Origin of the sequence: Streptomyces sp. NPDC101178 (assembly GCF_044767965.1) — a bacterium.
In the GTDB taxonomy this organism is placed as follows: domain Bacteria; phylum Actinomycetota; class Actinomycetes; order Streptomycetales; family Streptomycetaceae; genus Streptomyces.
The window spans coordinates 77,565-102,341 of sequence record NZ_JBIWOZ010000011.1 but is presented as its reverse complement, the minus strand read 5'-3'; the positions used below and the strand labels follow the sequence as shown (position 1 = coordinate 102,341).

At 70.6% G+C, this 24,777-nt stretch carries 17 protein-coding genes; 12 read left to right on the top strand and 5 right to left on the bottom strand.

What is annotated here, in order from left to right:
- Positions 1 to 14: 14 nt before the first annotated feature.
- Positions 15 to 1,136: a hypothetical protein gene (locus ACIRR8_RS27830; RefSeq protein WP_404069912.1), complete on the bottom strand. Its 1,122-nt coding sequence runs from the start codon at positions 1,134 to 1,136 to the stop codon at positions 15 to 17.
- A gap of 390 nt (positions 1,137 to 1,526) precedes the next feature.
- Here ACIRR8_RS27830 and ACIRR8_RS27825 point away from each other — a divergent pair, with 390 nt between their 5' ends.
- Positions 1,527 to 1,757: a hypothetical protein gene (locus ACIRR8_RS27825; RefSeq protein ID WP_003969918.1), complete on the top strand. Its 231-nt coding sequence runs from the start codon at positions 1,527 to 1,529 to the stop codon at positions 1,755 to 1,757.
- A gap of 107 nt (positions 1,758 to 1,864) precedes the next feature.
- Here the strand turns inward: ACIRR8_RS27825 and ACIRR8_RS27820 are convergent, their stop codons facing one another.
- Together ACIRR8_RS27820 and ACIRR8_RS27815 are read right to left on the bottom strand one after the other, a co-directional pair.
- A complete protein-coding gene (locus ACIRR8_RS27820; protein ID WP_404069910.1) occupies positions 1,865 to 3,067 on the bottom strand; it encodes a TerD family protein in 1,203 nt (400 codons plus the stop codon).
- Entirely contained in the window at positions 3,064 to 4,059 is a 996-nt protein-coding gene (locus ACIRR8_RS27815) for a LuxR C-terminal-related transcriptional regulator (protein WP_404069908.1), read from the bottom strand. Before ACIRR8_RS27815 ends, ACIRR8_RS27820 begins: the two co-directional genes overlap by 4 nt.
- A gap of 666 nt (positions 4,060 to 4,725) precedes the next feature.
- On the opposite strand from ACIRR8_RS27815, the gene ACIRR8_RS27810 reads away from it, so the two are divergent.
- From ACIRR8_RS27810 to ACIRR8_RS27765, 10 genes are all read left to right on the top strand, one after another.
- Positions 4,726 to 4,896 (top strand): hypothetical protein, encoded by a 171-nt coding sequence (locus ACIRR8_RS27810; RefSeq protein ID WP_404069906.1) that lies wholly within the window; start codon positions 4,726 to 4,728, stop codon positions 4,894 to 4,896.
- A 113-nt stretch (positions 4,897 to 5,009) separates the two neighbouring features.
- Positions 5,010 to 6,134 carry a glutamine-hydrolyzing carbamoyl-phosphate synthase small subunit gene (carA, locus tag ACIRR8_RS27805; protein WP_404069904.1) on the top strand — a complete coding sequence of 375 codons (1,125 nt, stop codon included), beginning with the start codon at positions 5,010 to 5,012 and terminating at the stop codon, positions 6,132 to 6,134.
- Positions 6,134 to 9,421: a carbamoyl-phosphate synthase large subunit gene (gene carB / locus ACIRR8_RS27800; RefSeq protein WP_404069902.1), complete on the top strand. Its 3,288-nt coding sequence runs from the start codon at positions 6,134 to 6,136 to the stop codon at positions 9,419 to 9,421. Before carA ends, carB begins: the two co-directional genes overlap by 1 nt.
- A 25-nt stretch (positions 9,422 to 9,446) precedes the next feature.
- On the top strand, positions 9,447 to 10,448 hold the full coding sequence (gene sbnA / locus ACIRR8_RS27795) for a 2,3-diaminopropionate biosynthesis protein SbnA (protein WP_404069900.1): 1,002 nt from the start codon (positions 9,447 to 9,449) through the stop codon (positions 10,446 to 10,448).
- Positions 10,435 to 11,439, top strand: a complete 1,005-nt coding sequence (gene sbnB, locus ACIRR8_RS27790) for a 2,3-diaminopropionate biosynthesis protein SbnB (protein WP_404069898.1) — start codon at positions 10,435 to 10,437, stop codon at positions 11,437 to 11,439. Before sbnA ends, sbnB begins: the two co-directional genes overlap by 14 nt.
- Positions 11,436 to 13,115, top strand: a complete 1,680-nt coding sequence (locus tag ACIRR8_RS27785) for an FAD/NAD(P)-binding protein (protein WP_404069896.1) — start codon at positions 11,436 to 11,438, stop codon at positions 13,113 to 13,115. The genes sbnB and ACIRR8_RS27785 overlap by 4 nt, the downstream gene beginning before the upstream one ends.
- A 33-nt stretch (positions 13,116 to 13,148) precedes the next feature.
- The gene (locus tag ACIRR8_RS27780; RefSeq protein ID WP_404069894.1) at positions 13,149 to 14,717 is read left to right on the top strand and encodes a carbamoyltransferase C-terminal domain-containing protein; all 1,569 of its coding nucleotides are present in this window, start codon (positions 13,149 to 13,151) and stop codon (positions 14,715 to 14,717) included.
- Between the two features lie 106 nt (positions 14,718 to 14,823).
- Entirely contained in the window at positions 14,824 to 17,994 is a 3,171-nt protein-coding gene (locus ACIRR8_RS27775) for an amino acid adenylation domain-containing protein (protein WP_404069893.1), read from the top strand.
- The gene (locus ACIRR8_RS27770) at positions 17,987 to 18,793 is read left to right on the top strand and encodes an alpha/beta fold hydrolase (protein ID WP_404069891.1); all 807 of its coding nucleotides are present in this window, start codon (positions 17,987 to 17,989) and stop codon (positions 18,791 to 18,793) included. The genes ACIRR8_RS27775 and ACIRR8_RS27770 overlap by 8 nt, the downstream gene beginning before the upstream one ends.
- Positions 18,794 to 18,801: 8 nt before the next feature.
- The gene (locus ACIRR8_RS27765; protein WP_404069889.1) at positions 18,802 to 20,106 is read left to right on the top strand and encodes an MFS transporter; all 1,305 of its coding nucleotides are present in this window, start codon (positions 18,802 to 18,804) and stop codon (positions 20,104 to 20,106) included.
- Between the two features lie 301 nt (positions 20,107 to 20,407).
- Here ACIRR8_RS27765 and ACIRR8_RS27760 read toward each other — a convergent pair whose 3' ends face one another.
- Both ACIRR8_RS27760 and ACIRR8_RS27755 read right to left on the bottom strand, forming a co-directional pair.
- Positions 20,408 to 21,859 carry a peptidoglycan D,D-transpeptidase FtsI family protein gene (locus ACIRR8_RS27760; protein ID WP_404069887.1) on the bottom strand — a complete coding sequence of 484 codons (1,452 nt, stop codon included), beginning with the start codon at positions 21,857 to 21,859 and terminating at the stop codon, positions 20,408 to 20,410.
- A 326-nt stretch (positions 21,860 to 22,185) separates the two neighbouring features.
- Positions 22,186 to 22,956, bottom strand: a complete 771-nt coding sequence (locus ACIRR8_RS27755; protein WP_404069885.1) for an IclR family transcriptional regulator — start codon at positions 22,954 to 22,956, stop codon at positions 22,186 to 22,188.
- A gap of 144 nt (positions 22,957 to 23,100) precedes the next feature.
- Between ACIRR8_RS27755 and ACIRR8_RS27750 the strand changes: the two genes are divergently transcribed.
- Positions 23,101 to 24,624, top strand: coding sequence for an aldehyde dehydrogenase (NADP(+)) (locus tag ACIRR8_RS27750; RefSeq protein ID WP_404069883.1), 1,524 nt, complete (start codon positions 23,101 to 23,103; stop codon positions 24,622 to 24,624).
- The last annotated feature ends 153 nt before the right edge of the window (positions 24,625 to 24,777 follow it).

Genomic DNA, 24,777 nt, shown 5'->3' with positions numbered 1-24,777 from the left:
GTGTCCGCGGTCACTCAGGTCGGCCGGTTCAGCTCCGGAAACGCCTCCCGCACCTCCGCCAGGAGGTCCGGGTAGGCGCCGCCGTAGGTGGCGGCGGCCGCGTACACGGCATCCAGTGCGGCGCGCAGCGGATCCTCCTCCACCGCGGCGAACAGCGCGCGTACCGCCATGGCCTGCTGCAACAGCTCGTCCCGGGGGCCGTGCGGAGCGCCTACGAAGGTCCGCGGGACGTTCTTCTGGGCGAAGAGCCACTTCCAGGCCTTCTCCCGGTCCTCGAAGGGGCCGGACAACGGCTCGCCGGTGTGCAGGTCCCGGACGGCGCGGGCGAACGCGTAGAACGTGTGGAGTTCGGCCCGGACGATAGCGCGGCTGACGGCCCAGCGGGCGATGGCCCTCTGCGTGGCCGCGTCGGCGGTGTCCACGGCGTCCACCAGGTCACGGTCCAGGAGGGCGAGGCCCCACTTGTCGCCACCGGCCTCGCGCAGCGCCTGGCTCGGCTCCCGGCCGCCCCACTCGCCCGCCGGCGCCTGCCACTCCGCGTCGCGGACGATCTTCTCCTCCGCCTCACGCCGAGGGCGCTCGGCCTCGGCGCGCTCCTCGGGCGTGGGCGGCGGTGGCAGCGCGCGGGCGCGGTCGTGCCAGTACGCGGCGCTCTGCGTCGTCTGCTTGACCACGCGGTCCGCGGCGGGCTCCGCAGGCCAGAACTGCAGCAGGTAGTGATCGACGACCGGGCCGCCGTCCAGAACGGAGAGCTCGTCGTCCGGCGTCGTGTCCATGCCTTGTGCGCAGTAGCGGACCCGGTGGTCGGCGATCGGCAGACCGAGCGAGCAGAGCGGTCCGTCGCCCCACGGTACGACGGCGGTCTCCGTGGACCCGGGGCGGAAGGAGACCTCGACGATCTCCTCCCACCGCTCATCGATCGGCGGCTCGGCCTCGTGGACCTCCACGGTCAGGCCCACCCGTCCCGTGTGCAGTCCCGTCGTCAGGAACAGGTAGCCCGGATTGGCTCCTCCGCACAGCCCGTTGCTCTGTCCGGCACTGTGCGCCACCTCCTCCTCGTGAGCGCCATCGGGGCGGCTCTCGACGGAGAACTGCCGATAGCTGACTTCCAGAACACCGTCGTAGACCGTTCGCACAACCGCCCCCTGGCCGAGTATCCACCTGAGGGCAGTATGCGACCCGGCACTCCGCCTCCGGGCGCGGGTCACGGCCCGCGGTACCGATCGTCACCGTCGAGCAGTCTCCGTGCACCCAGCGTGGCGACGCCACTCGGAGCGTTCCGGACATCGTGCCCGTCCGCGCCCGGTATCCGGCCGGATACCGGCTCGGCCACGCCCTCGTACGCGAGGGAAACCGCCACACGTTCGGGGGGCTTTCCGAGGCCGTGTTCCGCGTGGTTCCGCTGCCGGCGGCAGGGGTAAGCGCTGACCGGAGCCGGTGGGCGCGGGTCACGAATCCGGCACTTCTGGGACCCGGGCGGCAAACGGGCATGGCGTCGGGCCTCCACAGGGCGCATACTCGACTTAATGAAACAGTCAGCCGGATCCCGGCGTCACCTGCCTTCCAGTCCCTTCAACCGCCCGGCCCAGGAGGCCCCACCGGTCGAATGCTTCGATGTGGGCGACAGGGTGTCGCACGACCAGTTCGGGCTCGGCAGGATCCTTGCTGTCGAGGGCGACAACGACGCAGTCCTCATCGACTTCTCGGGGCGACAGGGGAGGATCCTGAGCCCCTACTCCAAGCTGACCAAGCTCTGAGACACCGGACGAGCGGCGTCAGCGCCCGTCTCCTCCTTCTCCGGATCCGGGGCACCTGAAGAACCACTTCAGGTGCCCCGGATCCCGTTGCGGCCCGGACGGACGGCTCAGAGGGACTTGGCGGCGGGCTTCACCATGCCCCGTACGGTCCGCGACTTCACGAACTCGCCCATGGCCGTCATCTCCCACTCGCCGCTGAACTGCTTGATCAGCTTGGCCATCATGACGCCCGTCTGCGGCTCGGCGCCGGTCAGGTCGAAGCGGACCAGCTCCTCGCCGGTGGCCGCGTCGATCAGGCGGCAGTAGGCCTTGGCGACCTCGTTGAACTTCTGGCCGGTGAACGAGTTCACCGTGAAGACCAGGCCCGTCGCCTCGGCCGGGATCCGGCCCAGGTCCACGACGATCACCTCGTCGTCGCCCGCGCCCTCGCCCGTGAGGTTGTCGCCGGAGTGCTTGATCGCGCCGTTGAGGATGGAGAGCTTGCCGAAGTAGCAGCTGTCCAGGTGGTTGCGGTTGGGGCCGTAGGCGATGACCGAGGCGTCCAGGTCGATGTCCTTGCCGCGGAACGCGGGCTCCCAGCCGAGGCCCATCTTGACCTGGGAGAGCAGCGGGGCGCCGCCCTTGACCAGGGAGACGGTCTGGTTCTTCTGGAGGTTGACCCGGCCCTTGTCGAGGTTGATCTTCCCGGTGGCGGCGGGCGCGGGCGGGGCCGGGGGAGCGGCGGGGGCGGGCGGGGCGATGCGCGGGTCGACCGGGGCGGCCGCGGGGGCCACCGGGGCGGCGGCCGCCGGGACCGGCGGGGCGGCCGGCTCCTCGACCGAGACGCCGAAGTCCGTGGCGATGCCGGCCAGCCCGTTCGCATAGCCCTGGCCGACCGCGCGGGCCTTCCAGGCGCCGTTGCGCCGGTAGACCTCGATGACCACGAGCGCCGTCTCACCGCCCAGCTGGGGCGGGGTGAACGTGGCCAGCGCGGTGCCGTCGTCGGCATTGCGCACGGTGGCGGTGGGCTCGACGCCCTGGAAGGTCTGTCCTGCGGCGTCGGGGCTCGCGGTGACGACGATCTTCTCGATGCCGGGCGGGACCGCGGTCGTGTCCACCACGATGGCGTCGGGCGCGGAGCCCCCGCCGGCGCGGTAGGTCACACCGGGGCCCGAGGGCTGGTTGTAGAAGATGAAGTCGTCGTCGGAGCGCACCTTGCCGTCGGCGGTGAGCAGCAGGCCCGAGACGTCGAGCCGCACCGGAGCGGCGACGTCCACCGCCACACGGACGGCGGAGAGCGGGATGTTCGAGCCGGGGGTCATTGCGGTCATGCACGGGGTAACGAACGACCTGGCTTTGCCGTTCCCTTACCTTCGAGGCTCTCCGGACGCTCCTCCTCCCCGCCTCCGGTCTCCGCGTCCGGCCGTGCGCCGTGGTGGGCGGAGTGGCAGAGGAGGTAGCCGAGGTGCGTGCGGTTCTTCGCGCCGAGGCACTTCTTGATGTGCGCGATGTGTGCCTGCAGCGAGCGCTCGCTGATGCCGAGGCGGCGCGCGATCGCCTTGTCCGAATGTCCCTGCGCGAGCAGTTGCCGGATGGCGGCGCGGATCGGTTCGATCACCTCGGAGGCCGCCTGGGCGGCGTAGTTGGGGACGAACGGGAAGGGCTCCGCGCGGTCCCAGGCACGCTCGAAGACGTCGGCGAGGAAGTGGACCACGGACGCCTCGGTGATCGCGACGGCGATGGTGCGCTCGGAGTTGGCCGGGATGAAGGCGGTGGAACGGTCGATGATGATCAGCCGGTCGAAGAACTCGGGCAGGGTCCGGACCTCGGCGCCGTAGCCCGTGACGGCGCGGACGTAGGACTTGGTCGCCTCGTCGAAGCGGGCCGAGTGCTGATAGATCGTCCGCATGCCGACGCCGTCGTCGATCCTGAGGCGGACCGACTCCAGGGCCCCGGTCAGCACCTCCTTCGGACGCGCGCCGTCCGGCTGGGCCGTGAGGATCTCCGACACGGCACCGTCCAGGCTGGAGCCGATGGCCGCGTTGATCGTCGCCACGCCGTGCAGGTTCAGCAGTCCCGGCCGGCTCCGGGGAGCGGTGGAGGGCGGCGTGGTCGTCAGGGATCCGGCCCGGTCGTCGTGGTCCGCCTGCCGCAGAACCTGCCGGGACAGTTCGGCGAGCGTTTCCGCGATCTCTTTCCAGCCATGGGGCCCCGATGGATCCGAGCCGCCGGTTCTCGCCGGGTCGTCCGGGGCGGGGCCGGTACGGTCCCGGACCGCCGCGAGCCCGGAACCGGGCCCCACCCCTTCCGACCTGCTCGTCATCAGCCGTCGCCCCCAGACCCGTGCACCGTGGAGGCGGCCCGTCGCCACCCGCCGTGTGCCAAGCGAGATGGCTCCAATAGTAGCAATGCGATTACCTGAACCGTCATGGATCTTTCCTCCGGCCCGTTCGGTACTGGACACTCGCTTGAAGATGGAGCCAAGACGGCGATGCGTTGGCCAGAATCATCTGGTGTGTGGCCGGATACATCTATGGGGGGAAGTTCTGATGGAGTGTGTGGATCGTGGCACGGGCCCAGTGATTCGACCTGACGGCCCGCGTGTCACCCCGAGGTGCTGTTCCCGGTAGCCGGCTCTCATGGCCACTTGCGGCACCCCTGCCCGAAGGTGTCCGAAAGCTTTCGGCAGAAGATGTCCTAAAACTTTCGGCGGGCCGCCCTTGCGGCATGGACCGACCATCACTTCTCATGTCACGGAGCGGCGCGAACCGGCAGGGCCTCGATACCGGAAGGGACTCCGGAGAGGCCTTTCCGGAAGGTGAAATCCGGCCGGAACGGATTCGGCCGGAACAGATCAGTGACATCGGCGGGCAGCGGACAATAGGGCTGCTGGAATGCCCCCGAGGCAACCGCCGTGTGTCACCGAGGACATTCATAAGCTCCGGGTCAGGCCTTTCGTCGGCCGACCCATTCCGAAGTCAGGACAGTCATGAGCTCCCACCGTTCCGGACTGCACCCGGACGCGGCCCCGGCCCGCCCGCTCCCCGCACCGCGGGTCGAGACCCTCGCCGCCACGGCGGCCGTCGCGCCGTGGACGGCACCGGCCACCCTCCCGCCCTCCGACGACGTCGGATGGAATGCCTCCGGAAGCGGCCGCTGACAGCCCTTCCCCACGCCCGGTCATACCCAGTGGTCCTCTCCCTGACGGGACGCGGCCCCTGCATGTCCGCACGCCTGGATTCACATCCGTTCGACGGCTAGGAGGAGGGAAAGATGAACACGTCCGCGACGCGGGCCGCACTCGTACTCGAGAACGGGAAGGTGTTCTGGGGCAGAGAATTCGGTGCCCTTGGAAGCTCCCTGGGCGAAGTGGTTTTCCAGACCGGCATGACGGGTTACCAGGAGACGCTCACCGACCCGTCGTACCACGGTCAGATCGTCGTGCAGACCTCCCCGCAGATCGGCAATACGGGATGGAACGACGACGATGACGAATCGGCCCGGATACAGGTGGCCGGATACGCGGTGCGCGATCCCTCCCGGGCCGCCTCGAATTGGCGGTCGCGCGGAGAACTCGCGGACGAGTTGGTACGGCAGGGCATCGTCGGGATTTCCGAGATCGACACCCGGTCCCTGACCCGGCACATTCGCGAGGCCGGAGTGATGCGTGCCGGAGTCTTCTCCGGCGACGCCCTGGCCGGACCCGACACCATGACGGAACAGGTGCTGACCGCGCCGCTGATGGCCGGCGCCGACCTCGCGGCCCGCGTCGGCACCGCACGGCCCTACGTCCGGGCGGCGGCCGGGACCCGCCGGTTCCGGGTGGCCGCGCTGGACCTCGGCGTGAAGACCAGCACGCTGCGCATGTTCGCCGACCGCGGGATCGAGACACATGTGCTGCCTCCCGCCACCACACTGGACCAGCTCCTGGAGACCGAGCCGGACGGGGTGTTCCTCTCCAACGGCCCCGGCGACCCGGCGGCGATGACCCAAGCGGTCGCCCTGACCCGGGAGGTGCTGGAGCGCCGCATCCCGCTCTTCGGCATCTGCTTCGGCAACCAGATCCTCGGACGGGCGCTGGGCCGGGCGACGTACAAGATGCGCTACGGCCACCGGGGCATCAACATCCCGGTGATCCACGCCGGCGACGGCCGGGTGTCGATCACCTCGCAGAACCACGGGTTCGCCGTCGAAGGCGAGGCCGGGGAGCGGTTCGACACCCCGTACGGCCGGGCCATGGTCTCCCACCACTGTCCCAACGACGGTGCCGTGGAGGGTCTGCGCTGCCTGGACGTCCCGGCCTTCTCCGTCCAGTACCACCCCGAGGCCGCGGCCGGTCCGCACGACGCGGCCGCCCTCTTCGACGAGTTCACCACCCTGATGAGCGGGGACCGCTGATGCCGAAGCGTACGGACCTCAGACATGTCCTGGTGATCGGTTCCGGACCGATCGTGATCGGGCAGGCGTGCGAGTTCGACTACTCGGGCACCCAGGCGTGCCGGGTGCTGCGCGAGGAAGGGCTCCGGGTCAGCCTGGTGAACTCCAACCCGGCGACGATCATGACCGACCCGGAGTTCGCCGACGCCACCTACATCGAGCCGATCACCCCGGAGTTCGTCGAGAAGATCATCGCGCTGGAGCGGCCGGACGCGATCCTCGCGACGCTCGGCGGACAGACCGCGCTGAACTGCGTCGTCGAGCTGCACGAGCGGAACGTGCTGGACAAGTACGGCGTCGAGCTGATCGGCGCGGACGTCGAGGCGATCGCCCGCGGTGAGGACCGGCAGCGGTTCAAGGACATCGTCGCCTCCGTCGGCGCCGAGACCCCGCGCAGCGCCGTCTGCCGGACGATGGACGAAGTGCGCGCCACGGTCGAGGAGTTGGGCCTGCCGGTGGTGATCCGCCCCTCCTACACCATGGGCGGCCTCGGCTCCGGCATGGCGTACACCCCCGGCGACCTGGAGTCCCTGGCCGGGGACGGACTGGCCCAGAGCCCGCTCGGCGAGGTGCTCGTCGAGGAGAGCGTGCTCGGCTGGAAGGAGTACGAACTCGAACTCATGCGGGACCGCAACGACAACGTCGTCGTGGTCTGCTCGATCGAGAACGTCGACGCGATGGGCGTGCACACCGGCGACTCGGTCACCGTGGCACCCGCGATGACCCTCACCGACCGCGAGTACCAGCACATGCGCGACGTCGGCATCGACGTGCTGCGCGCGGTCGGCGTCGACACCGGCGGCTGCAACATCCAGTTCGCCGTGCACCCCGCCACCGGCCGGCTGGTGGTGATCGAGATGAACCCGCGCGTCTCGCGCTCCTCCGCACTGGCCTCCAAGGCGACCGGCTTCCCGATCGCCAAGATCGCCGCGAAGCTGGCGATCGGCTACACGCTGGATGAGATACCCAACGACATCACCGGCGAGACCCCGGCCAGCTTCGAACCCACCCTCGACTACGTGGTCGTCAAGGTCCCCCGCTTCGCCTTCGAGAAGTTCCCGACCGCCGACGCGACCCTCACCACCACGATGAAGTCCGTCGGCGAGGCCATGGCGATCGGCCGCAACTTCGCCGAGGCGCTCGGCAAGGCGCTCCGCTCGACGGAGTCCGCCGCCGCCGGCTTCTGGACCGCCCCCGACCCCGAAGACGCCGACCGGTCCGCCACCCTGGAGGCGCTGCGGACCCCGCACGACGGGCGGCTGTACACCGTCGAGCGCGCGCTGCGGCTCGGCGCCACGGTCGCGCAGGTGCACGAGGCCTCGGGCATCGACCCCTGGTTCGCCGACCAGATCCTCGGCCTTGTCGAGCTGCGCCAGGAGCTGCTGGACGCCGAGACCGTCGACGCCGAACTGCTGCGCCGGGTCAAGCGGATGGGCTTCTCAGACCTGCAGATCGCGCTGCTGCGACCCGAGTTGGACGGCGAGGACGGCGTCCGGGCGCTGCGTGACCGCTGGGAGGTCCGACCGGTCTACAAGACGGTCGACACCTGCGCCGCCGAGTTCGCCGCGACCACGCCGTACCACTACTCCGCCTACGAGACCGACCCGGCGGCGGACTCGGAGGTGGTGGCGCGGAGCGAGCGGCTGCCGAAGGTGCTCATCATCGGCTCCGGGCCCAACCGCATCGGCCAGGGCATCGAGTTCGACTACTCCTGCGTCCACGCGGCGCTGACCCTGCGGTCGGCCGGCTACGAGACCGTCATGGTCAACTGCAACCCGGAGACCGTCTCCACCGACTACGACACCTCCGACCGGCTCTACTTCGAGCCGCTGACCTTCGAGAACATCATCGAGGTCTACCGTGCCGAGTGCGCGACCGGTGAAGTCGCCGGAGTCATCGTGCAGTTGGGCGGCCAGACACCGCTGAAGCTCGCGCGGCGGCTCGCCGAGGCCGGGCTGCCCGTCGCGGGCACCTCGCCGGACGCCATCCACCTGGCCGAGGACCGCGGCGCCTTCGCCGAAGTGCTGGACGCGGCCGGGCTGACGGCCCCGCGCAACGGCATGGCCGTCACCTTCGAGCAGGCCAGGAGCGTCGCCGACCGGATCGGCTATCCGGTGATGGTGCGCCCCTCGTACGTCCTCGGCGGACGCGGCATGGAGGTCGTCCACGACGAGGGGGCGCTGGCCGCCTACGTCCGGCAGGCCACCGAGGTCGCCCCCGAACGCCCTCTGCTGATCGACGAGTTCCTGGTGGACGCGATCGAGATCGACGTCGACGCGCTGTGCGACGGACACGAGGTCTTCCTCGGCGGCGTGATGGAGCACATCGAGGAGGCCGGGGTCCACTCCGGCGACTCGGCCTGCGCCCTTCCGCCGCTCACGCTGGGCCGGGCCGACATCGACATGGTGCGCGCCCACACCGAGGTGATCGCGGCCGGACTGGGCGTACGCGGTCTGCTGAACATCCAGTTCGCGCTCAAGGACGGCGTCTTCCACGTCCTGGAGGCCAATCCGCGAGCCAGCCGCACCGTGCCGTTCGTCTCCAAGGCGACCGGCGTCCCGCTGGCCAAGGCCGGTGCCCGGATCATGCTCGGCGCCACCGTCGCCGGGCTGCGCGCCGAAGGGCTGCTGCCGGCGACCGGCGACGGCGGCCACCGCGGGACCGGCTCGCACATCGCGGTCAAGGACGTGGTCCTGCCGTTCCACCGGTTCCGCACCGACGACGGCGAGGGCCTGGACAGCCTGCTCGGGCCGGAGATGAAGTCCACCGGCGAGGTCATGGGCATGGGCACCGGCTTCGACGTGGCCTTCGCCAAGGCCCAGCTGGCGGCCGGCTTCGCCCTGCCGCTCTCGGGCCGCGTCCACGTCTCCTCCGCCCTCGAACACCTGACCCGCGTGCTGCCCTCGCTGCGGACCCTGCGCGGGTACGGCTTCGAGATCACGGCCGAGTCCGGTACGGCGGAGCTGCTGCAGGTCGCCGGGTTCCTGCCGGACGAGGTGGTCGAGGCCGGCCCCGGCGACCCGACCGTCGACCGGCTCCGCGACGGCGAGGTCCACTTCGTCATCAGCCTCGCGGCGCACGACGCCGACCGGCCGGTCCGTACGGCGGCCGCACAGTACTCCATCCCCTACGTGACGACGGCTTCCGGGCTGCTGGCCATGGTCAGGGGCATCCGGGCCAGAAGCCGCATGGAATTCGAGGTGAATTCACTTCAGGAGCTGCAGCAACGCAGTCGCAGGCACAGCTGAGGCACCATCCCTACTCGCTTCGGGAATGAAGTTGATCGCTGAGCATGTCTATGACCTTATCCTGGACGACATATATCTCAGAGTTTCCGGGATCGACAACCTGAATCGGCTCTATTTCAAGGTCGAAGGATTCAACCCCGGCGGCTCGATCAAGATGAAGACCGCCCGCGGCCTCATCCAGGCCGCGGAGGATTCCGGACGGGACCTGACCGAACTCCGGCTCATCGAGTCGACATCCGGGAATCTCGGAATCTCCCTCGCCGTCATCTGCGCGGCGAAGGGATACCGGCTGACCCTGGTGACCGACCCGAATTCCAACGCGACGGCCGTGGCCATCATGCGCGCTCTCGGAGCGGAGGTCGTGGAGATCACCGAACGGGACGCCAACGGCGGATTCCTGGGCTCCCGGATCTCCTACATCCAGCAATTACAGGCCGCCGATCCCGATGTCTACTGGCTCAACCAGTACGAGAACCCGACCAACCCCACAGCACATGAACAGGCCACCGCGCCGTCCATGCTCAGGGAGTTCGGCAAGGTCGACTACCTCTTCCTGGGAGTGGGGACCGGAGGCACCCTGATGGGCTGCGTCGACTATTTCCGCCGCCGTAGCCCGCATACCCGGATCATCGCGGTCGACACCGCCGGCTCGGTCAACTTCCAGGCAACCGCGGGGCCCCGGCACATCCCGGGACTCGGGACGAGCAAGCGACCGCCGATCCTCGACAACCAGGCGCCCGACGAGGTCGTGCTGATACCCGAGTGGGAGACGGTACGCGAGTGCCGCTGGCTGGCCGAGAAGTCCGGCCTCCTCGCGGGCGGTTCGACCGGCACGGTCCTGGCCGGAATCCGCCGCCTCGCGCCAGGCATCCCGCAGGACGCCACCGTGGTGGCGATCTCCCCGGACCTCGGCGAGCGCTACCTGAACTCCGTGTACGACGACGCGTGGGTGGCCGAACGAGGCCTGGACAAGGCCCACTTCGATGATGAAAAGCTACCCGAGGAGGAGCTCGATGTTCTCGTTTGATGTGGTGCCCGGCAAGGTCGTCAAGGACATCCTGGACAGCTCGGCCGGAGAGATCGTCGACCTGGTGGAGGACGCCTACCTGCGTCACGACGCCGGGAAGACGGTCAACCCGGACAGCTACTTCCTGCGCTTCCCCGAGAAGCCGGACGCCCGGATCATCGCCCTGCCCGCCGCGATCGAGCTGCCCGAGGACCACGCCGTCGGGATCAAGTGGATATCCAGCTTCCCCGGCAACGTCGCCGACGGCATACCCCGTGCCTCCGCCGCGCTGATCCTCAACGACTACGCCACCGGCTACCCGAAAGCGCTGCTGGAGGCCGCCAACATCAGCGCGGTCCGCACCGCCGCCTCGGCCGCCGTGGCGGCCCGCGCCTTCGCCCGCCATGTGACCCCGGACGGCCGGGTCTCCTTCATCGGCGCCGGTGTCATCGCCCGGACCATCCTCCGGTACCTCGTGGCCACCGGCTATCCGCTGGACTCCGTCGAGATCTTCGACCTGCACGCCGAGTCGGCCCAGCACCTGGCCCGCTTCGCCACCGAGGAGCTCGGGCTCACGGCCAAGGCGGTCGGCACGCTGGCCGAGGCGCTGGCCGCCCAGACCGTGATCACGACCACCACGGCCGGTACCCCGTACATCGGGCAACTGCTCCGCCCGGGACAGCTGGCGCTCAACATCTCGCTGCGCGACTTCCAGCCGACCGTCATCCTCGCCGCCGAGAACTACTTCGACGACGTCGAGCACTGCATGAAGGCCAACACCTCCCCGCACCTGGCCGAACAGGCCACCGGGAGCCGGGACTTCGTCAGCGGGACCCTCGCGGACGTGCTCAAGGGCCGGACCCAGCCGCAGGGCCGGCGCGGTCTGGTCTTCTCCCCGTTCGGCCTCGGCGTCCTGGACCTCGCGGTCGGCCAGTACGTCCTCACCGCGGCCCGCGCCCAGGGACTCACGGTCGAGATCCCGAACTTCTTCGGCGAGACGAGCCGCTGGTGACTCCCGTACGCATCGCCGTGGTCGGCCTCGGTCCGCGCGGGCTCTCCGCGCTGGAGCGGGTCATCAGCCACACCCGCCTGGAGGGGCCGCCCGTCGAGCTGCTGCTGATCGAGCCCGGTGAGCCCGGCATCGGCATGCACGAGGTCAAGCAGCCGGACTACCTGCTGCTCAACACCATCGCCTCGCAGCTGACCATCTTCTCCGACGAGCGGATGACCCCGGACGCACCGGTCACGCCCGGACCCGGCTTCCTGGAGTGGTGCCAGGAGCGCCACGGCCCCGTCGCCTTCGACGCCTTCCTGCCACGCCGTCTGCTCGGCGAGTACCTGCAGTGGGCCGCGGGTGAGCTGCTGGAGCAGGCCTCGGCCGCCGAGCGGCTGACCGTACGCCATCTGCCGGCCGTCGCCGCCTCCGTACGCCAGGACGCCGAAGGCGCCACGGTGACGCTCGCGGACGGCGCCGAGCACCGCGTGGACCTGGCCGTCGTCACCACCGGCCACGGCCTCACCCGGACCCCTCCGACGGCGCGGGACGGCTTCATCGCCATGCCCTACCCGCTGCCCGACCAGGTGGAGGCCATCCCCGAGGACGCCACGGTCGCGCTGCTCGGCACCGGACTGAGCGCCATGGACGTCATCGCGGCGCTGACCGTGGGCCGCGGCGGAGAGTTCACAGAGGACGGCTACCGCGCCTCGGGCCGCGAGCCGCGCATCGTCCTGGTGAACCGGACCGGCGGACTGCCCCGCGCCCGCCCGGCCACCACCCGCGAACGCCGCGCCGCACCGGCCGCCTTCCTCACCCAGGAGGCCGTCGCCGCACTCCGCGAGCGCACCGAGGACGGCCGGCTCGACTTCCGGCGGGACGTCGAACCGCTGATCCTCCGCGAGGCCCGCGCCCGGATGGCCGGCGCCACGCCTGAGGAGACCGCGGCCGTCGAGCGCTCCCTGCGGCCCGACGCCCGCACCTCGCCCGGCTACCAGGAGTACGTGGCCGAGCTGGTCGAGGAGGCGGCGGCGGACCTGCGCGAGGCCGAACGCGGCCTCGGCACCAGCCCGGTCAAGGAGGCCCTGGAGATCCTCCGCGACCACCGCGACGGCGTGCGCGCGGCCCTGGACCCGCCGGGCCTGACCGACGCATCGCACCGCTACTTCATGAGCGCGTACGTCCCTCTGGTCAACCGGACCGTCATCGGCCCGCAGAAGGAGCGCATCCACGAGCTGCTCCAGCTCATCGACGCCCACGTGGTCGTGCCCGGCCCCGGAGCCGCACCCGAGGTGACCCGGGACGGCGACCGCTGGACGATCGCCTCGACCACGCTGGAGCGGCCGCACCGCATCGAAGCCGACGTGGTGATCAAGGCCAACATGGACTGGCCGGTCCTCGACCCCCGGATCGACCCGGTCGCCTGCTCGCTGCGCGAGTGGGCCACCCCCGGGCCCCGCGGCGCGCTCCGCCTGGACCGGGACGGATTCGTCGTACCGCGCGAGCCCGCCGGCTCCTCCCGGTCGGTCGCCGTCTTCGGGCCGCCCGCCGAAGGGGCCAGCTACTACAACCACTACGTGCCGTCACCAGGCGTCTGGTCCCGTGCACTGACCGACCTCGACCGCGTCCTCGGGCCCGTGCTCGGCACCGGACGTGCCACCGGCCGCCCCGACGGCGACCGGCCGGCGCAGTAACCCGACATCCCTTACGGAAAGGTTCTCCCACACATGTTGATCCTGGGTTTCAAAGAGGGCCATGACGGCGGAGTCGTCGCCATCGAGGACGGCAAGCTTCTCTTCGCGCTGGAGGCGGAGAAGGACAGCTTCCCGCGCTACGACCGGCTGACCGCCGAGGTGATCACCCGGGCCGCCGGGATGCTGGACCGCCAGCCCGACGTGATCTCGCTGAGCGGCTGGGTGAAGGGCTTCCACTCCGTCGAACCGAAGCTGCGGGCCGGCTACTTCGGCGTCGGCGAGGGCTCCATACAGGACGACCCGGGCAAGTGGTTCGGCAAGGACGTCCGGATCTTCTCCTCCACCCACGAGCGCTCGCACATCATGACCGCGTACGGGATGGCCCCGGCGGCCACCGGCAAGGCGCACTACTCGCTGGTGTGGGAGGGCAGCATCGGCGACTTCTACCGGATCGACGAGTCCGGCGAAGTCACCCACCTCCAGCACGTGATGACCGACCCGGGCAACAAGTACGCCTACCTCTTCTCCCTCGCCGACCCCAAGCACCCGGCGGGCAAGGGCTACTTCAACTACAGCCACGCCGGCAAGCAGATGGCGCTGACGGCCTTCGCCGACGACTCCCCGATGTCCAGGGAGGAGAAGGAGACCATCGACTTCATCCTCAAGCAGGACGGCATCGTGCTCGGTGTCTCCAAGGACGAGATGTCCTGGTCGCACCTGTACAACGCGGGTGTCGACTCGCAGGCGTACCGCAACGCCGCCGCGAAGCACTCGGACGCGATCTTCGGCCGGTTCTACGACTACGCCGCGAAGAACATGACCGAGGGGCTGCCGCTGCAGATCTCCGGCGGCTGCGCGCTCAACTGCAACTGGAACGCGGAGTTCCGTCAGAGCGGCCTGTTCGAGTCCGTCTTCGTGCCGCCGTGCCCCAACGACAGCGGCGCGGCGCTCGGCACCGCCATCGACGCCCAGCTCTTCTACACCGGCCAGGCGACCATCGACTGGGACGTCTACGCGGGCGAGGAGTTCCAGGAGGACATCCAGCCGGACCCCTCGGTCTACGAGACCCGGCCGCTGGTCGCCGCAGAGGTGGCCCGCTTCCTGGAGCAGGGCAACATCATCGGCTGGGCCCGCGGCCGCTACGAGATGGGCCCGCGCGCGCTCGGCAACCGGTCCATCCTGGCCGCGCCGTTCACCGAGGAGACCACCGTCCGGCTCAACACGATCAAGGGCCGCGAGGGCTACCGCCCGATCGCCCCGATCGCGCTGGAGGCCGACGCCGACAAGTGGTTCGTCGGCTCGGTCCACGACCCGTACATGCTCTTCTTCAACCGGGTGACCACCGAGGAGCTGAAGGCCGTCACGCACGTCGACGGCTCCGCCCGCACCCAGACGGTCACCCACGAGCGGAACCCGGGCATCGCGACGCTGCTGGAGGCGTTCCGCGACATCACCGGGTTCAGCGTCCTGTGCAACACCTCCCTCAACTTCAACGGCCGCGGGTTCATCAACACCACCAGCGACCTCCTGAAGTACGGCGAGGAGCACGGTCTCGACGGCTACGTCATCAACGACACCTTCGTCACCCGCCGTAAGGGCTGACCTCCCCGCCGTATACGACAAGCACTTGCGGTGCCGCACCCAAAAGGTGACGCGGCCACCGCAAGTGCTGCGTTGTTGTTATCCGCTCACACAGAAAGTCGCACTCATGACCACATCCACCGCAGCCCTGCGTCGCGCGCCGCTCTCGTTCGGCCAGGAGCAGCTCTGGTTCCTGGACCAGCTGACCCCCGGTGTGACGGCCTACAACATCCTGCTCGCCTCCCGCCTGCGCGGCCCGCTCCGCACCGATCTGCTCGGGCGCGCCCTCACGCTGGTGCTGGCCCGGCACGAGGCCATGCGCGTGACGATCCACGCCGACGAGGGCGGCATCCCCTACCAGGAGGCGGCGGACCCCTCCGAGGTGGACCTCCCCGTCATCGACCGGACCGGCCTGGACGCCGAGGCCCAGGACCGCTTCGTCCAGGAGACCCTCGGCGAGCTCTCCGGCAAGCCGTTCGACCTCCAGAACGGGCCGCTCTACCGCTACAGCGTGATCAAGTTCGCCGACGACGACCACGTCTTCGTCCAGAACCTGCACCACATCGCGACGGACGGCTGGTCCTCCGGCATCGTCAACGCGGAGCTGCGGACCGCGTACGACGCCCTGCTCGCCGACCGTGAGCCGGAGTTCGAGAAGCCGGGTTCGCAGTACCTGGACGCCGCCCGCGCGCAGCGCGAGCACATGCAGGGCGAGGTGCTCAGGGAGGAGCTGGACTTCTGGGCCGACCGGCTGGCCGACCTGCCGACCCTGGAGTTCCCGACCGACCGGCCCCGGCCCGCCACCGCGACCCGCGGCGGCGGTGCGGTGGTCGGCGAGTTCCCGACGGAGCTGCTGGAGCGGGCGCGCGCGCTCGCCAAGGAGCACAACGTCTCGCTCTACATGGTGCTCTCGGCCGCCCTCCAGGTGGTGCTGAGCCGCTACACCGGCCAGGAGGACCTCCCGATCGGCGTGCCCATGCTGAGCCGGACCGAGGTCGAACTGGAGGAGGTGGTCGGCCTCTTCGTCAACATGGTGGTCGCGCGCTCCGACGTGTCGGGCGACCCGACCTTCGCCGAGCTGCTGGACCGGACGCTCGACGCCAACCTGGACCTCTACGAGCACCAGGAGGTCCCCTTCCACCTGATCGTCGAGCGCGTGCAGCCGGAGCGGGTGGCCGGCCGCAACCCGCTCTTCCAGGTCTCCATGCAGCTGCTCGGCGCCGCCAACTCCGGTGGGAGCGTGGCCTTCTCGGGTGTTACCAGTACGCCGGTCAGCCCGCCCGGCGCCTCCTCGCGCTTCGACATGGCGATCGACTTCGTCGAGTCCGGTGACACGCTCAAGGCGTTCGTCGAGTACAGCAAGGACATCTTCGACGAGTGGCGGATCAAGGCGCTGCTCGGCCACATCGAGACGGTGCTCTCCGCCGCGGCGAAGGACACCTCGCTCCGCGTCTCCCAGCTCCCGCTGCTCACCGACGCCGAGCGCGAGGAGGCCTTCGCCATCGGCAAGGGCGAGGACGCCGAGTACAGCGAGGACGCGCTGCACGTCGGCCTCGCGAAGATCGCGCGCGAGACCCCGGACGCGGTGGCCGTGGTCTGCCGCAACGTCGAGATCACCTACGGCGAACTCGACCGGCGCGCCGACCGCCTCGCCCGCCACCTGCGGGCTCTCGGCCTGCAGCACGGCCAGGTCGTCGCCACGGTGATCGACCGTGACGTGGACGCGTACGTGGCGATGGCCGGCATCCTGAAGGCCGGCGGCGCCTTCGCGATGATGGACCCGAAGCTGCCCGCGGCCCGCCTGGACTACATGATCAAGGACACCGCCGCCCCGGTGGTGCTGACCCGCTCCCCGCTGGCCGACCGGCTGCCGGAGTCCACCGGCTGGGCCCGGGTGCTCATCGACACCGACTGGCCGCAGATCGAGGCGGTCCCGGCCGACGAGCCGCTGGAGGAGTGGGCGACCCGCGAGTCCCTGGCGTACGTCCTCTACACCTCGGGCTCCACCGGTACGCCCAAGGGCGTGATGATCGCCCACCGCGCCGTCTCGTTCTTCTGCGAGGCCTACCGGCGTACGTTCGACTTCGGCCCCGAGGACCGGCTGCTCCAGCTGCCCGCGCTGAACTTCGACATGTCGCAGGGCGAGATCTGGACGGCGTTCCTGGTCGGCGCGCGGGTGGTGGCGGTGTCGCCGGAGGACGCCCAGTCGCCGGAGGCGCTGACCGCGCTGCTGCGGGACCAGAAGGTCACCTACGCCGGACTGCCGCCGGCGATGCAGTCGGTGATGGAGCCCGGACCCTACCCGGACCTGAAGTACGTCATGGGCGGCGCCGAGGTGCTGCCTCCCGAGCTCGTCAACAAGTGGAACCTGCCGGGCCGCAAGTACCTCAACCTGTACGGCCCCACCGAGTGCGCGATCGGCCAGACCGAGTACCACGTCGAGCAGATCGAGTGGACGACGCCGCCGCCGATCGGCCGCCCGCAGCTCAACCGGCAGGTCTACATCGTCGACCCGCGGAACAACCTGGTCCCCAAGGGCGTCTACGGCGAGCTGCTCATCGGCGGCAAGGAGGGCGGGCTGGCCCGCGGCTACCTGAACCAGCCGGAGATGACGGCGGCCAAGTTCATCCAGGACCCCTTCGACCCGGAGAGCAAGGTCTACCGCAGCGGTGACCTGGTGCGCTGGACCGAGGGCGGCCAGATCGAGTTCCTCGGCCGGATGGACAACCAGGTCAAGCTGCGCGGCCTGCGCGTGGAGCTCGGCGAGATCGAGACCGCGCTCCAGCTGCACCCCGGCATCCTGCGGGCCGTGGTCCTGATGCGGCCCGACCGGCGCGGCGAGAACCGGCTGGTGGGCTACTTCACCTCGGTGGGCCAGGTGCCGGACATCGACGACCTGCGCAAGCACCTGGCCGAGTCGCTGCCGGACTACATGGTGCCGACCGCCTGGGTGCCGCTCGACAAGTTCCCGATGAACAACGACGGCTGGAAGATCAACCGGAACGGGCTTCCGGAGCCGGCCGACGAGGACGGCGACCGCGACTTCACCGCGCCCCGGACCCCGACCGAGGAGCAGGTCGCCGCCGCCTTCGCCGACGTCCTGGCGCTGAAGCAGGTCGGCGCCGACGACAGCTTCTTCGACATCGGCGGCAACTCGCTCCAGGCGCTGCGCGTGGTGAGCCGGATCAACAAGACCCTCAAGATCCGCATCAGCGTCCGGCTGCTCTACGGCAACGCCACGGTCGCCGCCATCTCCACCGTGGTCGACGAGCTCATCGAGGCGAAGACCCGTGGCTGACCTGGACCGCATCGTCCCGCTGCGGACCGAGGGCGACCGGACACCGCTGTTCTGCGTGCACGCGGTGTCCGGCTCGGCCTACTCGTACGCGGGCCTGGCCCGGCTGCTCGACGAGGGCCGGCCGGTGTACGGGTTCGAGGCGCCCGGCTTCGACAACGACCGCACCCCGGTGCGGTCGTTGCCGGACCTGGCCGACGAGTACACCGAGATCCTGCGGGAGTTCCGGCCCGAGGGCGAGTACCGGCTGCTCGGCTGGTCGCTCGGCGGGCTGCTGGCCCACGAGATGGCGAAGCGGCTGACGGCGGCCGGCCACCGGGTCGCCAACCTGATCATGGTGGACACCGGTCTGCCCGTGGTGTCGCCGCTCCCGCCGGAACGGGACATCCTGATCCGCTACATCCGGGACATGATGGGCCTGGAAGAGGAGCCGGCCGAACTCAGGACGCTCTTCGCGGCCTTCCCGCCGGACGTCGAACCCGACACCGTCTTCGAAGCGGTGGAGGAGTCCGGCCTGCTGCCGGAGGAGTTCGACGCCTATCTGCTGGCGGGCCAGTACGACGTCTTCCGCTCGCACCTGGAGGGCTTCTACTCCATCGACGTCACCGGCGGCTACGACGGACCCGCGATCCACATCATGGCGAGCGGATCGGTCGCGGAGGACATGCCGTGGAAGCGGCTGATGCCCGACCTCCGCGAGCACACCGTGCCGGGAACGCATCACACCATCTGGAACGGCGCGAGCCTGGAGACCCTGACCCGGATCGTCCAGGACGCTCTCGACGCCGAGAACTACGGTTAGGGGCAGCGATGTCGGTCACATCCGAAACCGGGAGCGAACCCGAGGAACAGGTACGGAGCCTGTGGCACAACCCGGACTTCCTGAGGTTCTGGGTCGGCGAGACCGTGTCGCTGCTCGGCACCCAGGTCACCAACCTGGCGCTGCCGCTCACGGCGATCTACGCCTTCAACGCCAGCGACGAGCAGGTCGGCTTCCTGCGGTTCCTCCAGCTCGTCCCGTACATCGGGTTCGCCCTGCTCTTCGGCGTCTGGGTGGACCGGGTCCGGCGGCGGAACGTCATGCTGGCGACCAACATGTTCCGGGCGGTGCTGATCGGGCTGATACCCGTGCTGCACTGGCTGGACATGCTCAACATGCCGGTGCTGCTGGTCATCGCCTGCGCGCTCGGCACCGCCTCGTGTCTCTTCGACGTGAGCTGGATGCCGTTCGTGCCGACCTTGGTCAAGGATCCCAAGCACTACGTCGAGGCCAACGCCAAGATGGGCATCAGCCAGTCGGTCTCCGACGTCGCCGGGCCCGGTATGGCCGGTGTCCTGGTCTCCGTGCTGACCGCTCCGGTGGCGCTGATCGTCAACGCGGGCTCGTACCTCTTCTCCACCTTCATGCTGCTGCTGGTCCGCACCCGGGAAGCCGTCCCGGAGCCGGGCGTCAAGCGGCACGTGTGGCGGGAGCTGAGGGAGGGCATCGAGTGGGTCTTCCGCAAGCCGATCCTGCGCTGGCTGGCGATCGTCGGGTTCTGCTGCAACTTCTCGATGATCACCGTGTGGACCATGTTCCTGCTCTACGGCACCCGTGACCTCTCGCTCAGCGCCTCGACGCTGGGCGCGATCTTCGGGACCGCCTCGGTGGGCGGCCTGATCGGTGCGATCGCCTCGCGCAAGGTGGTGCAGCGCTGGCCGATCGGGCGCGTCTACTTCGTCGCGCAGACGGCGCTGCTGCTCGGCCCGATCCTGATCGTCCTGGCCGGCGGCCCCCAGCTGGTGGTCATCGGGCTGGTCACGCTGTCCTTCTTCACCACCTACCTGGGCCTCGGCATCGCCAACGTCATCATCGTCAGCGTGCGGCAGACCACCACACCGCACTCGATGATGAGCCGGATGACCGCCTGCTTCCGCACGCTGCTCTTCGGCGGCGGCGCGCTCGGCGGTCTGGTGGCCGGTCTGCTCTCCGGCGCGATCGGCAACCGCAACGCCCTCATCGTCGCCGCCGCCTTCTCGGCCGCGGTGGTGGTGGCCCTGGTCAAGTCGCCGGTCAGCCGGTTGCGGGAGCTGCCGCCCGCGGCGCCCGAACCGACGGCGAAGACCTCGTCCTAGCCGGCCTGACGGGGGTCAGGTCCCCGCACCTCCGGCCAGGAGGTGCGGGGACCGGTCCGGCGTCACCGGGAGGCGGATCCGTCCGTAGGGTGCTCCGGACGCACCCGGCGGGGCCGGGTGGGCGGCGGAGATCCCGTTCGCGGGCGGGGCGCGGCCCTGGCTGTGGGCGGGGGCCGTGGTCCCGCCGTGCTCCGCCGGCCCCATCCCCGTACCCCCGCACGTCGTCACGTTGGCGCCCCGGGACCGTCCGGGGCGCCAAGTAAGGCAAGGGTAACCTAAACAGGGCGTCGGGGTGGGTGACTCACCGCTCCAGCGCCGCCTTCATCATCTTCTGCGCGATCGGCGCCGCCAGGCCGTTGCCGCTGACCTCGGAGCGAGCCGAGCCGGAGTCCTCGACGATCACCGCGACGGCGACCTCCTTGCCGCTGCTGTCGTCCTTGGCGTAGGAGGTGAACCAGGCGTACGGAGTGTTGCTGTTGTCCACGCCGTTCTGCGCGGTCCCGGTCTTCCCGCCGACCTCGGCCCCGGCGATCTTCGCGTTGGTGCCGGTGCCCTCCTCGACGACGGTCACCATCGCGCTGCGCAGCTGCTCCGCGGTCTTCTCGTCCACCACCCGCTTGTTCTGCCCGTCCTCGGTCTCCTCCAGCGTGGAGCCGTCGCCGTCCGTCACCGACGAGACCATGTGCGGCGCGGCCAGCTCACCGCCGTTGGCGAGGGCCGAGGTGACCATCGCCATCTGGAGCGGGGTCGCGGTGACCTCGAACTGGCCGATGCCGGTCAGCGCCGTCTGCGCCTTGTCCATACCGGTCGGGTAGACGCTCTCGGCGGCCCGCACCGGGACGTCCAGCTTCTCGGTGTCGAAGCCGAACGCGTCCGCCATCTCCTTGACCTTGTCCTGGCCGAGGTCGGCGGCCGCCTTCGCGAAGACGTTGTTGCAGGAGTACTGGAGGGCGGTGCGCAGGGTCGCGTCCTCGCATGGCGCGGAGGCGTTCTCGTTGCGCAGGACCGTACGGGTGCCGGGGAGCGTGTACGGGTCGGGGCTCTTCGTGGCCTCGTCGACGGAGCCGTACAGCCCGTTCTCCAGCGCCGCCGCCGCGACCACCAGCTTGAACGTGGAGCCCGGCGCCAGCGGCTGCCGCAGCGCCCGGTTGACCAGCGGCTTGTCCTCGTCGTCCAGCAGCCTCTGCCAGGCGTCGCCGTCGTCCGTACCGCTGATCTCCGACGGGTCGTACGAGGGCGTGGAGACCATGCCGAGGATGCGGCCGGTCTTCGGGTCGATGGCCACGGCCGCGCCCTTGTCGTCACCGAGCGCCTCGTACGCCGCCTGCTGGACGCCCGGGTCGATCGTGGTCAGGACGTTGCCCGGGGCGGCCTGCTCGCCGGTGAGCAGGTCGGCCGGGTTCTTCAGGCGGTCGTCCGTGCCGTCCAGGACGTGGCTGTAGATGCCTTCGAGCTGGGTAGCCCCGTACGCCTGCGAGCTGTAGCCCGTCACGGCCGCGTAGAGCTCGCCCTGCGTGTAGGTCCTCTTGTACCGGAGGTCGCCACCACTGGTCCCCTTCGATCCGGTGACCGGCGAACCGGCCACGATGATGTCCCCGAGCGGCTGCGCGTACTGCGCGATGGTGTTCCGCCGGTTGTGCTCGTCGTCTGCGAGCGCCTTGGCCTGGTAGCCCTGCACCCACGTCGCCCGCACCAGGAGGGCGAGGACCGCGAGCAGGCAGAAGACCGAAGCGCGCCTGATTGTCTTGTTCATCCCGCTGGAGGGACGAGCGGGGCCGTCCCGCCCGTTCCCGGTTGTGCCGCTTCTCACCGATTTCTCACGCGGCCCACCCGGCTGTGAAGCTCGGCCCGCAGTTCGGGCCGGGGCGCTACGGGGCCTTCGGCGACGGGCCGGGGCGGGCGGGTGCTGCGTCGGAGGCGGGACGGTCGAGAGTTCGGCGGGGCCCGGTTCGTTGTCGTCATGACGACAACGCTCCCGCGCGGCCGCCGCCCGCACCTCCTGCCCGTCGTTGATCCGCCTCCGCCGCGCGGGGGAGACGGGGCGGACGGCCCCAGCCGTGCAGCGTCACGCGAACCTCGTCAGAGCCTCCGCGTGGCCAGCGCCAGCCGGTCGCGGGCGTCCAGCAGAGCGTCCTTGACCGTCTGTTCGTGGCCGGGGGTGAGGCGGGCCACCGGGACCGAGCAGCTGACCGCGTCGCGGGCCGGGGTCCGGTACGGGACGGCCACGCCGAAGCAGCGCAGGCCGAGGGTGTTCTCCTCGCGGTCCACCGCGTACCCCTGTTCGCGGACCAGGCGCAGCTCCTCGATGAGCTTCTCGCGGTCGGTGATGGTGTGTTCGGTCAGCGCGGGCAGCGTCTCGGGGAGCAGCTTGCGGACCTGCTCGTCGCTGTGGGTGGCCAGCAGCGCCTTGCCGAGCGCGGTGGAGTGCGCGGGGAGCCGGCGGCCGACCCGGGTGAAGGGGCGCAGATGGTGCTGGGACTGGCGGGTGGCGAGGTAGACCACGTTCGTCCCGTCGAGCCGGGCCAGGTGGATGGTCTCCGTGGTGTCGTCGGAGAGCCGGTCCAGGGTCGGGCGGGCGGCGGCCACGACCTCGTCGCCGTCGATGTAGGAGGTGCCCACGAGGAGCGCGCGCACCCCGATCCCGTACCGCGTGCCCGTCGCGTCCGTCTCCACCCAGCCGAGCTCGACCAGCGTGCGCAGCAGCATGTAGAGGCTGGACTTGGGGTAGCCCACGGCTTCCTGGACGGTGGCGAGCGTGTGCATCCCGGGGCGGCCCGCGAAGTATTCGAGCAGCTCCACCGTCCGTACGGCGGACTTCACCTGTGCCCCGCCGGGCTCGGCGACCGACATCGCCCCACGCTCCTTCTTCGGCTTCTGCGGCCGTTGCCAACACGGAAGGCCCGGAAATAGAGTCCGAGCACATTCACGATCAGGAACTCTGTTCAGAATACCGAACGTGTTCGGCCGGTGTTCCAGGACCCGAGGGGAATCACGGTGAGTGCAGCACCAGTCTGGAGTGTCGACCCCCGCAGCGGGAACCCGCGCGAGCAGGTCGCGGTGGAGGCCACCGCCGAGGAGGTCGACCGCGCGGTCCGGGCGGCCCACTCCGTACGCGAGGCCCTGGCCGACCGCACCGCACGCGCCGCGTTCCTGCGTACGGCGGCGGAGCTGCTGGAGGCGTCCGGCGCGCACATCATCGAGGCCGCCGACGCGGAGACCGCTCTCGGCCCGGTCCGGCTGACCGGCGAACTCGCGCGGACCGCCGCCCAGTTGCGGGCCTTCGCGGAGGTCGTCGAGGAGGGCGGTTACCTTGACCTCCGCATCGACCACGAGGACGCCTCCCGCACCCCGCCCTGGCCCGACCTGCGCCGCTGGAAGGTCCCGCTCGGGGTGGTCGCCGTCTACGCGGCGAGCAACTTCCCGCTCGCCTTCTCCGTACCCGGCGGCGACACCGCCAGCGCGCTGGCCGCTGGCTGCCCGGTCGTGATCAAGGCGCACCCGGGCCACCCGGCCACCGCCGAGCTCTGCGCCTCGGTCCTCCGCCGCGCCGCCGCCCGCACCGGCCTGCCCGAGGATGTGGTGACGCTGGTCCACGGCTTCGACGCGGGCGTCGAACTGGTCCGCCACCCGCTGGTGAGCGCGGCGGGCTTCACCGGCTCGGTACGCGGCGGCCGCGCGCTGTTCGACGCGGCCGCCGCCCGTCCCGTCCCCATCCCCTTCCACGGCGAACTCGGCTCGCTCAACCCGGTCGTGGTCACCGAGGCGGCCGCCGCCGAGCGCGCGGCGGAGATCGGCACCGGGCTCGGCGGCTCCATGACGCAGGGCGTCGGCCAGTTCTGCACGAAGCCCGGCTTCGTCCTCGTCCCGGCCGGTGACGCGGGCGACCGGCTGGTCGAGGCACTCACCGGGACGGTCAGCTCCACCGGTTCCGGCGTGATGCTGGACCACCGGATGCGGGACGCGTTCCTCGCAGGCGTACGGGAACGGGCCGGACTCCCGGACGTCGGAGCCCCGGTCACTCCCGGCGCGGGCAGTGACCACACGGTCTCCGCCGGATTCCTGACCGTGCCCGCCGCCCGCCTGACCGCCCAGGGCCCGCACGACGCGCTCCTGGACGAGTGCTTCGGCCCGGTCACCGTGATCGCCCGGTACGCCGCACAGGACGAGGTCGCCGCCGTCCTGGCCCGGCTCCCCGGCAACCTCACCGCCACGCTCCAGGCCGCGACGGAGGGCGACGACCCGGAGGCCGCCGGGCTCCTCACCGCCCTCACCCCGCTCGCCGGGCGCATCCTGGTCAACGGCTGGCCGACCGGCGTCGCCGTCGCCCCGGCCCAGCACCACGGCGGCCCCTACCCGGCCACCACCTCGCCCACCACCTCGGTCGGCGCGACGGCCGTCGAACGCTGGCTGCGCCCCGTGACGTACCAGAACACGCCCGACGCGCTCCTCCCGCCGGAACTGCGCGAGGCCAACCCGTTGAGCCTGCCCCGGCGGGTGGACGGCCGCCGCGCCGGCTGACGGGTCCCGGTTACGGTGCCGAGGCGCGCAGGCGGCGGGATCCTCGCCGTGGGGGGGGCGGGGGGGCCCGCCCCCCCCCCCCCCGCCCCCCCCCCCCCCCCGCCCCCGCCCCCCCCCCCCCGCCCCCGGGGCGGGCGCGCCCCCCCGCCCCCC

Coding starts and splice junctions, on each gene's coding strand:
- sbnA (WP_404069900.1), top strand. CDS start 9,447: ATGAAGTTGATCGCTGAGCATGTCTATGACCTTATCCTGGACGACATA.
- ACIRR8_RS27760 (WP_404069887.1), bottom strand. CDS start 21,859: ATGAACAAGACAATCAGGCGCGCTTCGGTCTTCTGCCTGCTCGCGGTC.
- sbnB (WP_404069898.1), top strand. CDS start 10,435: ATGTTCTCGTTTGATGTGGTGCCCGGCAAGGTCGTCAAGGACATCCTG.
- ACIRR8_RS27765 (WP_404069889.1), top strand. CDS start 18,802: ATGTCGGTCACATCCGAAACCGGGAGCGAACCCGAGGAACAGGTACGG.
- carA (WP_404069904.1), top strand. CDS start 5,010: ATGAACACGTCCGCGACGCGGGCCGCACTCGTACTCGAGAACGGGAAG.
- ACIRR8_RS27755 (WP_404069885.1), bottom strand. CDS start 22,956: ATGTCGGTCGCCGAGCCCGGCGGGGCACAGGTGAAGTCCGCCGTACGG.
- ACIRR8_RS27810 (WP_404069906.1), top strand. CDS start 4,726: ATGAGCTCCCACCGTTCCGGACTGCACCCGGACGCGGCCCCGGCCCGC.
- ACIRR8_RS27780 (WP_404069894.1), top strand. CDS start 13,149: ATGTTGATCCTGGGTTTCAAAGAGGGCCATGACGGCGGAGTCGTCGCC.
- carB (WP_404069902.1), top strand. CDS start 6,134: ATGCCGAAGCGTACGGACCTCAGACATGTCCTGGTGATCGGTTCCGGA.
- ACIRR8_RS27825 (WP_003969918.1), top strand. CDS start 1,527: ATGAAACAGTCAGCCGGATCCCGGCGTCACCTGCCTTCCAGTCCCTTC.
- ACIRR8_RS27775 (WP_404069893.1), top strand. CDS start 14,824: ATGACCACATCCACCGCAGCCCTGCGTCGCGCGCCGCTCTCGTTCGGC.
- ACIRR8_RS27815 (WP_404069908.1), bottom strand. CDS start 4,059: ATGACGAGCAGGTCGGAAGGGGTGGGGCCCGGTTCCGGGCTCGCGGCG.
- ACIRR8_RS27820 (WP_404069910.1), bottom strand. CDS start 3,067: ATGACCGCAATGACCCCCGGCTCGAACATCCCGCTCTCCGCCGTCCGT.